Source organism: Streptomyces sp. NPDC058964, from assembly GCF_042741275.1.
In the GTDB taxonomy this organism is placed as follows: Bacteria; Actinomycetota; Actinomycetes; order Streptomycetales; family Streptomycetaceae; genus Streptomyces.
Genome location: NZ_JBHYKH010000028.1, coordinates 10789 through 20338 on the forward strand (window position 1 = coordinate 10789; position 9550 = coordinate 20338).

The 9550-nt window shown below is 70.4% G+C and carries 10 protein-coding genes; 4 read left to right on the forward strand and 6 right to left on the reverse strand.

The features are described 5' to 3' along the window. The first annotated feature begins 184 nt into the window (after positions 1 to 184). Positions 185 to 451 (forward strand): ATP-binding protein, encoded by a 267-nt coding sequence (locus ACFW2E_RS05930; RefSeq protein ID WP_384462041.1) that lies wholly within the window; start codon positions 185 to 187, stop codon positions 449 to 451. Positions 452 to 922: 471 nt separating this feature from the next. Here the strand turns inward: ACFW2E_RS05930 and ACFW2E_RS05935 are convergent, their stop codons facing one another. Continuing rightward, positions 923 to 1375, reverse strand: a complete 453-nt coding sequence (locus ACFW2E_RS05935; protein WP_384462044.1) for a MarR family winged helix-turn-helix transcriptional regulator — start codon at positions 1373 to 1375, stop codon at positions 923 to 925. A 641-nt stretch (positions 1376 to 2016) separates the two neighbouring features. Between ACFW2E_RS05935 and ACFW2E_RS05940 the strand changes: the two genes are divergently transcribed. Together ACFW2E_RS05940 and ACFW2E_RS05945 are read left to right on the forward strand one after the other, a co-directional pair. Next, positions 2017 to 2922, forward strand: coding sequence for an NmrA family NAD(P)-binding protein (locus ACFW2E_RS05940; protein ID WP_384462047.1), 906 nt, complete (start codon positions 2017 to 2019; stop codon positions 2920 to 2922). A 238-nt stretch (positions 2923 to 3160) separates the two neighbouring features. Next, positions 3161 to 3634: a VOC family protein gene (locus ACFW2E_RS05945; protein ID WP_384462050.1), complete on the forward strand. Its 474-nt coding sequence runs from the start codon at positions 3161 to 3163 to the stop codon at positions 3632 to 3634. 491 nt (positions 3635 to 4125) lie between these two features. On the opposite strand, the gene ACFW2E_RS05950 is transcribed toward ACFW2E_RS05945, so the two are convergent. From ACFW2E_RS05950 to hrcA, 5 genes are all read right to left on the reverse strand, one after another. After that, on the reverse strand, positions 4126 to 4518 hold the full coding sequence (locus tag ACFW2E_RS05950) for a VOC family protein (protein ID WP_384462053.1): 393 nt from the start codon (positions 4516 to 4518) through the stop codon (positions 4126 to 4128). Between the two features lie 16 nt (positions 4519 to 4534). Continuing rightward, positions 4535 to 5284: a 16S rRNA (uracil(1498)-N(3))-methyltransferase gene (locus tag ACFW2E_RS05955; protein WP_384462056.1), complete on the reverse strand. Its 750-nt coding sequence runs from the start codon at positions 5282 to 5284 to the stop codon at positions 4535 to 4537. After that, positions 5281 to 6369 (reverse strand): nitronate monooxygenase, encoded by a 1089-nt coding sequence (locus tag ACFW2E_RS05960; protein WP_384462059.1) that lies wholly within the window; start codon positions 6367 to 6369, stop codon positions 5281 to 5283. Before ACFW2E_RS05960 ends, ACFW2E_RS05955 begins: the two co-directional genes overlap by 4 nt. A gap of 89 nt (positions 6370 to 6458) precedes the next feature. Beyond that, a complete protein-coding gene (gene dnaJ, locus ACFW2E_RS05965) occupies positions 6459 to 7595 on the reverse strand; it encodes a molecular chaperone DnaJ (protein ID WP_384462062.1) in 1137 nt (378 codons plus the stop codon). Next, positions 7596 to 8612 carry a heat-inducible transcriptional repressor HrcA gene (gene hrcA / locus ACFW2E_RS05970; protein ID WP_384462065.1) on the reverse strand — a complete coding sequence of 339 codons (1017 nt, stop codon included), beginning with the start codon at positions 8610 to 8612 and terminating at the stop codon, positions 7596 to 7598. 163 nt (positions 8613 to 8775) lie between these two features. Between hrcA and ACFW2E_RS05975 the strand changes: the two genes are divergently transcribed. After that, positions 8776 to 9528 (forward strand): MBL fold metallo-hydrolase, encoded by a 753-nt coding sequence (locus tag ACFW2E_RS05975; protein ID WP_384462067.1) that lies wholly within the window; start codon positions 8776 to 8778, stop codon positions 9526 to 9528. Positions 9529 to 9550 lie beyond the last annotated feature (22 nt).

The following is a 9550-nucleotide window of genomic DNA, read 5'->3' on the forward strand; positions in this document are numbered from 1 at the left end:
CGCCCTCGGCCACCCCCTCTCGGCCCGCGCCGCCGGGCGGGGGGCCCCCCCCCCCCCCCGGCGCGATGTGCCCGCCTCCCCCCCCCCCCGCCCCCAACCCCCCCAGGGGTTTGTTGCTCGTCTCACAATGTGCTGACGGCAGCGTCAGGGCGGCCCGTGCCTTCGTGGCCCGCTGCTTGTCGTCATGGAGCCTGTCGGAAATGACAGACTCCCCCAGCCTGTTGTCTCCGCGGTTGTGACCAATGCGCTAATCCATGCAGGCCGCGATGTCGACATCCGTCTGCGGGCCTTTGCTGACCACGCCCGACCGGAAGTACGGGATTCGGGCAGCAACCCACCGGCACCTTCCCCGCTTGCCTCCTCGGAGGACGAGAACTCCGAAGCGGAACACGGCCGAGGCTTGCTCATGGTGGAAGCGCTGGCTGAGCCGTGGAACAGCTCCCCCGACTGACTCGGTAAGGCGGTGTCACTGAACGTGCCTATTGCGAAGGGCTGAGATCTGATGCGTTCACCCACCGCGGGGCACCAGCTACCGGCCGTCGGCCCCTGGACGGGTTGACGCCAGCGCGTGACGCGCCGCTTGAGGCATGCCCCTCCGGCCCGGCCACCGCCCTCGCAGCCACTGCTGCACCGTGGTCGGGTCAGTGGTCGACGTGCGCAGGGTCAGCGTGCGAACGTGTCATGAAGTGCCGCCAGTTGCGGAGGGTGGGGCCAGCCGGTCGGGTCGGCATCTGCGTGGACGATGTCGAAGGTCACGAAGTCCGCCAAATGCAGAGCGCCTCTACTCATAGCCACGTCGCCAGGGCCAAGCGCTGCTGCGGGCGCAGCGCCAGAGCGTCGAGGCGGACTCGAGTACAGGCCTGACGGAGGTCGCTGGAAGCTCTGGCTCAGCTGGGTCGATGCCCGTGATGCCACCTTGCTGTCACTCGGCCCAGGGGTGGAATCCGGTGCTGAGTACGTCTTCGAGGGCGGCGCGGAGCTGGACTGCATTGTCTGCGCCGAAGCTTTCTTCGAACTCGGCTTGCACGGTACGCCAGTACGGGAGGGCGGCTTTCATCCGGGCAAGGCCATCGGCGGTGAGGGTGACGATGCGAGCACGGCGGTCTGTCGGCGAGGGTTCGACGGTGACGAGGCCCTCGCGCGCGAGTGGTTTGAGATTGGTGGCCAAGGTGGTGCGGTCCATGGCGATCATCTCGGCGAGGGTCGTGATGGTGATCTGCTCTTCGGTGCTCAGTCTCTGGAGGATGCTGAACTGCGTTGCACGCAGGCCCGTGGGGGCGAGCGCCTTGTCATAGGTGGCGCTGAGGTACCGGGCGGCCTTGCGCAGGGCCAGGTTGTTGCAGGAGTCGACGGCGTCCCTCTCGGTGTGGGTCATGATCTCCTCCAGTTCCCGAGTCGAGCTATGAGTATATGCACCTAAGTGCTCGGGGTCACACTGCGGACGCAGGCGCCCCTGCGGGAGGGGGAGGAAACCCCTGCCCCTCCCTGCACCGGCGGCCGCGCCGGCGTCCGGCGAGGAACTGCGAACCATTCGCCACTGTCCACCCGGATGCCGAGACCCAGCCGCGGGACGGCACTCTGGGACCCCGGCGAGCCACTGCGCCGGCACGGGACCGGGTGGGATTGGTCGGCCGCGCCGAGCCCTCCGACCGGGCGTACGCTCAAAGGCACCGAGAGTGTCGAATGCGGCAACCTTGATACCGCAGGGGCTATGCCGCGTCATGTGGCGCTGTTAATACCACCGGAGTCCACCCTCCCGGACACCAAAACCATAAAATAGGAGTATACGCTCGTAATGTCATCGCAGCTTCATGACCCCCGTCACCACCCTGGACGGGAAGCAAAGGGCGGCCTTGCGTGCTGACACTTAGGAGCATATGCTCCTAAGTGCCGGTGAGGATACGAATCCGCTCCCCGCCTTGCCGTGTTAGCCGAGCAAGTGCCGACGGACGGTCGTGCACTCCCGTTGCCGGTACGGGTGCGATCTTGCCCAGTCACAAAGAAGGAGGCAGACCTATGGCTGCCAGTCACCTCGTCCTGATCACAGGCGCGGGCGGCGTGGGCCGCAATGTCCTCGAGAGGCTGCGCGCGCAGGACGTGGCCGTGCGCGTCATGGTCCGGCGGGACGACGACCGTGCCGCGCAGTTGCGCGCACTGGGGGCAGAGGTCGTCCTCGGTGACCTCACGCGACCCGAGACCGTCGCTGCCGCTCTCGAAGGCGCCCGGCGCATGTATTTCGCCATGCCCGTGTCACCGGACCACCTTCTCGCCGCGACCGTAACAGCGAGCGTCGCACGGGAGTACGGCCAGCTGGATGCCCTCATCGATATGTCACAGATGACTGTCTCGCAGATGACCGCCACCAGCACGGCCGAGTCCCACCAGCAGCGGCTGCACTGGCTGGCCGAGCAGGTATTCAACTGGTCAGGTGTGCCAGTGGTCCACATCCGCCCCACATCTTTCCTGGACAACCCGCTGTTCACTACGCTTCCGGCCCAGACGATCCGCAGGAACGGCACCATCGAGCTGCCTTTTGGAGCCGGGCGGACCTCACCGATCGCCGTGGACGACGTGGCCAGGGTGGCGGCGACCGTGCTGCGCGACCCCGCTCCCCACGTGGGACGCGTCTACGAGCTGACCGGCCCGCGAACGGTCGACATGAAGGAGATGGCCGAGGCGTTCTCCAAGGCGCTGGGCCAACCGGTCTCGTACGTGGACGTTCCCCTCGAACGGTGGCGTGAAGAGGTGCTCTCCACCATCGGCCTGCCGCCGCACATCGAACAGCACATCGTCACCATGTGCCGCCTGCACCAGGAGAACCGCTACGACCGGGCTTCGAACGATGTCGAGCGTCTGACGGGTACCCCCGCCCAGACGATCGAGGAGTTCGTGGCGGCACACAAGAACTTCTACCTCCGCTGACAGTTGCCCGGGGCGGCTCCCCGCCCACTGGGCGACTTACACAAAGCGTCGATGCGGCGTCCGACGACGCTGCATCCACGGCGGCACTCCCGCGCCCCTCTCGCGCCGACAGTGCCCATCCCCTGTATCGGGTCCCAGCACCACTCGCGCCCGCTCGTCGAGCGGAGAGCCGTGCCGGTCCTCCCCCCCTGTGTCCCACACCACGTACGGGACACCGACAATGAAAGTGATCAGAGAAATGAACCTGAAACTGGAGCTCTTCGTCCTGCCCGTCTCGGACGTCGACCGCACCCGGGCCTTCTACGAGAAAGCGGGCTTCCGGCTCGACCTTGCCGTGGACGTCTCCGATGACTACCGGGTCGTTCACCTCACGCCGCCCGGGTCGGAAGCTTCGATCATCTTCGGCAAGGGCCTCACCACGGCGACGCCAGGTTCGGCTCAGGGTCTGTACCTCGTCGTCACGGACATCGAGCAGGCCCGCGCGGAGCTCGTCGGCCGCGGAGTCGAGGTGAGCGAGGTGTTCCACGACGGCAAGGGCGTCTTCTTCCACGGGCACGACGCCGGCGACGTCGTGCACAACGGCCAGGGCCAGGAGCGGATCGTCGGCCCGCACCCTGAGCGTGCCAGCTATGGCTCCTACGCCACCTTCAGCGACCCGGACGGCAACGGCTGGGTGCTCCAGGAGGTCACGCAGCGTGCCCCCGGCCGCTGACCGCGCCCTCCCCCACGGACCCGCAGACCGCGAAGGCGCGCCTTTGGGTCTCCGTCCTTGACGTGAGGGGGCTTGCGGCTCGCCCGCAGGCCCCCGACAGCAACCAGGCCTTTCCATCGGTGCGGCTCATCGGTCCAGCGCATCAGTTGCGAGCCGCGGTGCAGCGGACAAGGCGCCGAGGCCCTTCGATCCGTCTGGCCGGCGCCTCGACGGCCGAAATGGTCAACGAACAGGGCGAGCAATGAGCGAAGCAGCGACGACCGGGACGAGCCGGACCTACGGCGTGATCGTCATCGGCGCCGGTCCGGTGGGCGAGAGTGTCGCCGATCGGGCCCACGCTGCGGGGCTCACCACCGGGGGGGTGGGCAGCCCACCCAGAAGCCGCGCGGGGGGGGTGGGGGGCGGCGCGGCGCGCGCGGCGCCGCGCGGGCGCGGCCCCCCCGGGGCCCCGGCGGACCTGGACGGCTGGGAGCTCTACCCCGCGGTCGCCGTCAGCCGCGCAGCAGCAGCCACTCCTGAAGCTCCACCAGGTTGCCCTCCGGGTCCTTGAGGTGGGCGACGCGCATGCGGTCGGTCATGGGGGCCGGCCCGTGGATCAGGGTGGCGCCACGGGAGGCGATCTCCGCGCAGTAGGCGTCGAGGTCGTCGACGCGCAGCACGACCAGGGAGCGGTGGCCGGTCGCGGTGTCACCGAGTTCGCCCAGGACGCGGGCCATCATCGCCCGGTCCTGGAGCGCGATGCCGGCGGACCCGGTGTGCGGGCTGAACTTCTCGTAGGGGCCCTCGGCCGCGCCCGACTGGGGCTTGAGGCCGAGGACTTCGGCGTAGAAGCGGTAGCAGGCGGCGAAGTCGGTGACGAGCAGCCGGACCTGTGCGAGTTCCACGGTGTTCCCCCTGGTGTCAGGACCAGCGGCCGGTACGGCCCAGCAGGAGGGCCGCCGCCGCGGTCCCGGCGGTCGATGTACGCAGCACGGTACGCCCCAGGACGTAGGCCTTCGCGCCCGCCTCCTGGAAGAGCGCCAACTCCTCGCGCGAGACTCCCCCTTCGGGCCCCACGACCAGCACGATCTCGCCCTCGGCGGGGAGTTCGGCGGTCGCGAGCGCCTCGCTGCCGTGCTCGAAGTCCGAGTGGAGCACGGCGGCGAAGTCGGCCTTGGCGAGAAGTGCGGCAACCTGCTTGGTCGTCGCCGCGTCCGCGACCTCGGGGAAGCGGACCCGGCGGGACTGCTTGCCGGCCTCCCGGGCGGTGGCCCGCCACTTGCCGAGTGCCTTGAGCCCGCGGTCGCCCCTCCACTGGGTGATGCAGCGGGAGGCCTGCCACGGCACGATCGCGTCGACGCCCACCTCGGTCATGGTCTCGACGGCGACCTCGCCCCGGTCGCCCTTGGGCAGGGCCTGGACGACGGTGATCCGCGGGGACTCCTCCGGCTCCTCGGCAACGCCGGTCATGTGGACGATCAACCGGTCCTTGCCCTCGGTGCCGACCACGTCGCAGACCGCGTAGCGCCCGGCGCCGTCGGTGAGTACGACCTCCTCCCCGGGCTGCAGTCGCTTCACGGAGACCGCGTGGCGGCCCTCGGGGCCGTCGAGGACGTACTGGCCGGCACCACCCGCGCGGAAGTGCTCGACGACGAAGACCGGGGCCGTCACCGGCGCTCACTCCCGGTGGCGGGAGGGGCGGACAGCGCCGTCCTGGCCTCGGCGAGTTCGTCGGCCAGGACCGCCACCAGCTGCCCGGCGGGCAGCTCCCGGGCCATCCGGTGCCCCTGGCCCGCCCACAGGGCCATGCCCTGCGCGTCACCGGCCTTGGCGGCCGCCTTGCGCAGCGGCACGGTCAGGTGGTGGACCTCCGGGTAGGCGGCGGGGGCGTACCGGCCGTGCTCGCGCAGGAAGCGGTTGACCAGGCCGCGGGCCGGGCGGCCGGAGAAGGCGCGGGTGAGCTCCGTACGGGGGAAGAGGGGGTTGGTCAGCGCCTGCTTGTGCAGCGCTGACGCGCCGGACTCGGGGGTGGCGAGGAACGCGGTGCCGAGCTGGGCGGCGCTCGCGCCCGCCGCGAGGACGGCGGCGATCTGGCTGCCGCGCATGATGCCGCCGGCCGCGACGACCGGGATGTCCACGGTCTCGCGGATCTGCGCGACGAGGGAGAGCAGTCCGATGCCGGAGCCGTCGTTCTCCGGTACGTCACGGTGGGTGCCCTGGTGGCCGCCGGCCTCCACGCCCTGTGCGATCACCGCGTCGGCGCCCGCCCGCTGCACGGCGAGGGCCTCCTCGGCGGTGGTCGCGGTGACCAGGGTGAGCGTTCCGGCCCGGCGGAAGGAGTCCAGCACGTCACGGGTCGGGACGCCGAAGTGGAAGGAGACCACGGGCACCGGGTTGTCGAGGAGCACGGTGAGCTTGGGCTCGTACCCGTCGTCACGGCCGCTGTCCGGGTCGCCCAGCTCGGTCTCGTACCAAGCGGCCTCGCCGGCCAGCTGGTTGGCGAAGAGGTCCACGGTGCCGGACTCGGCGTACACCGGCTGCGGCATGAACACGTTCACGCCGAAGGGGCGGCCGGTGAGGCTCCGCAGCTGCTTGATCTCCTGGTACATGCCGTCGGCGGTCTTGTACCCGGCGGCGAGGAAGCCGAGACCGCCCGCCTCGGAGACGGCGGCGGCGAGCTGCGGCACGGAGGCACCGCCCGCCATGGGGGCCTGCACGATCGGATATGGGAAGAGATCGGTCAGTGCGGAGGACATGACGGCATGTTGTCACGTCCTCCGAACAAGTCCGAATCCGGCCGTCCCTTGGCATGTGCCAGGGGCATGCATGGCGGATGCGTGACGACTCACCGACCGTTGAACGCGTCCTTCAGCCGGGAGAACAGCCCCTGCTGACCCGGCTGGAACTGCCCCTGGGGCCGTTCCTCGCCCCGCAGCTTGGCCAGCTCGCGCAGGAGGCGCTCCTGCTCGGGGTCGAGCTTGGTCGGGGTCTGGACCTCGACGTGGACGATGAGGTCGCCCCGGCCGCCGCCGCGCAGATGCGTGACGCCCCGGCCGTGCAGCGGGATCGACTGGCCCGACTGGGTGCCCGGGCGGATGTCGACCTCCTCCATCCCGTCCAGCGTCTCCAGCGGCACCTTGGTGCCGAGGGCCGCCGCAGTCATCGGGATCGTCACCGTGCAGTGCAGATCGTCGCCGCGCCGCTGGAAGGTGGAGTGGGGCAGCTCGTGGATCTCGACGTACAGATCGCCGGCGGGACCACCGCCCGGCCCGACCTCGCCCTCACCGGCGAGCTGGATGCGGGTGCCGTTGTCGACACCGGCCGGGATCTTGACGGTCAGGGTGCGACGGGAGCGGACGCGCCCGTCACCGGCGCACTCCGGGCACGGCGTCGGGACGACCGTGCCGAAGCCCTGGCACTGCGGGCAGGGGCGCGAGGTCATGACCTGGCCCAGGAAGGACCGGGTCACCTGCGACACCTCACCGCGGCCGCGGCACATGTCACACGTCTGGGCGGAGGTGCCCGGCGCGGCGCCCTCGCCGTTGCAGGTGTTGCAGACGACGGCCGTGTCGACCTGGATGTCCTTCGTCGTACCGAAGGCCGCCTCGTCCAGCTCGACCTCGATACGGATCATCGCGTCCTGGCCCCGGCGGGTGCGCGAGCGCGGCCCGCGCTGCGACGCCGTGCCGAAGAACGCGTCCATGATGTCGGAGAAGTTCCCGAAGCCACCGGCGCCGAAGCCGCCCGCGCCCGCGCCGCCCGCCTGGGAGAGCGGGTCGCCGCCGAGGTCGTAGACCTGCTTCTTCTGCGGGTCCGACAGCACCTCGTAGGCGGCGTTGATCTCCTTGAACCGCTCCTGGGTCTTCGGATCCGGGTTGACGTCCGGGTGCAGCTCGCGGGCGAGCCGACGGAAGGCCTTCTTGATCTCTTCCTGCGACGCGTCGCGACGCACACCGAGAACGGCGTAGTAGTCCGTGGCCACTTACGACTCCGCCAGGATCTGTCCGACGTAACGTGCCACTGCGCGTACCGCTCCCATCGTTCCCGGGTAATCCATGCGGGTCGGTCCGACCACGCCGAGCTTGGCGACTGCCTCGCCGCCCGAACCGTAGCCGACCGACACCACAGAAGTGGAGTTGAGTCCCTCATGGGCGATCTCGTGACCGATCCGCACGGTCATGCCCGAATCCTTCGCCTCGCCCAGCAGCTTGAGGAGCACGACCTGCTCCTCCAATGCCTCCAGGACGGGGCGGATGGTGAGGGGAAAGTCATGTCCGAAGCGGGTCAGATTGGCGGTGCCGCCGATCATCAGCCGCTCCTCGTTCTCCTCGACGAGCGTCTCCAGGAGGGTGGAGAGCACCGTCGCGACCGTACCTCGGTCCTCGATCTCGAAGGCCTCCGGCAGGTCCTCCACCAGCTGGGGCACGTCCGTGAACCGACGGCCCGCGACCCGGCTGTTCAGCCGCGCGCGCAGATCCGCCAGAGACGTTTCCCCGAACGGCGCGGGGCAGTCGACCATCCGCTGCTCCACCCGCCCCGTGTCCGTGATCAGCACGAGCATCACCCGCGCGGGCGCGAGCGCCAGCAGCTCCACGTGCCGCACGGTCGAACGGGTCAGGGAGGGGTACTGCACGACGGCGACCTGCCGGGTCAGCTGGGCGAGCAGCCGGACCGTCCGTGCCACGACGTCGTCGAGGTCGACGGCTCCGTCGAGGAAGTTCTGGATCGCCCGCCGTTCGGGCGCGCTCATCGGCTTGACGCCGGCGAGCTTGTCGACGAACAGGCGGTAGCCCTTGTCGGTGGGGATGCGCCCCGCGCTGGTGTGCGGCTGGGCGATGAACCCCTCGTCCTCCAGGGCCGCCATGTCGTTGCGCACGGTCGCCGGGGACACGCCGAGGTTGTGCCGCTCGGTGAGCGCCTTCGAGCCCACCGGCTCCTCGGTGCCGACATAGTCCTGGACGATGGCGCGCAGCACCTGGAGCCGTCGTTCGCTCAGCATGCGCACACCTCCAGAAATGTCGTGCTCTCGACGCCCTCCCTGGCACTCTGCTCGTACGAGTGCCAGCGTTCCCCGGCCAAGTGTACGGCGGTGGGGTACGCACCGGGCAAGGCCGGTCCTGCAGGTTCGTACCCGGGCGGGGTGTCAGGGCTAGCGTCGCCGTATGACGCTGACTTGGGAAGAGCTGGGATGGGAGCGGGTGGCCGCGGGAGTCGGGCGGTGCCGGCTCCCGGGCTGGGACTGCACGGCGGGGCTGGTGCTCGGGGAGGGTACGGCGCTCGTGGTGGACGCCGGGTCGAGCCTCGCCGAGGGCGCCCGGTTGCGCGCGCGGGCGCAGGAGCTCGCGGACCATCGTGTGACCCATCTCGCGCTCACCCATCCCCACTTCGACCATGTCTTCGGCGCCGCGGCCTTCGCGGGCGCGGAGGTGTTCGCCGCGGTGGGCGTCGACGCGGTCTTCACCCGCGATCGCGAGGAGCTGCGTCTGGACGCGGTCCGCAACGGCCTGCCCGCCGCGGTGGCCGAGGAGGCGGCCGACGCCCTCGTCGTCCCCCGTCACCTCGTCTGCGGCGAGTGGACGCTGGATCTGGGCGACGGCCGGCAGGTGCTGCTGGCGAATGTCGGCCCGGGCCACACGGCCCACGACCTGGCGGTCCTGGTGCCGGGCGAGCCGGAGGTGGTGTTCTGCGGCGATCTGGTCGAGGAGTCCGGCGAGCCCCAGGCGGGCCCCGACGCCGTGCCGTCCCGGTGGCCCGCGGCCCTCGACCGGCTGCTCGCCCTGGGCGGCGAGGACGCGTTGTACGTGCCCGGTCACGGAGCGGTGGTCGAGGGGGGGGGGGGGGGGGGGGCGCGCGCCGCGCTCGCGCCCCGGGGGGGGGGGGGGGGGGTGTGGGGGGGGGGGCGCGCCACAAGATAAAAGAACACAGAGACAGTATAAA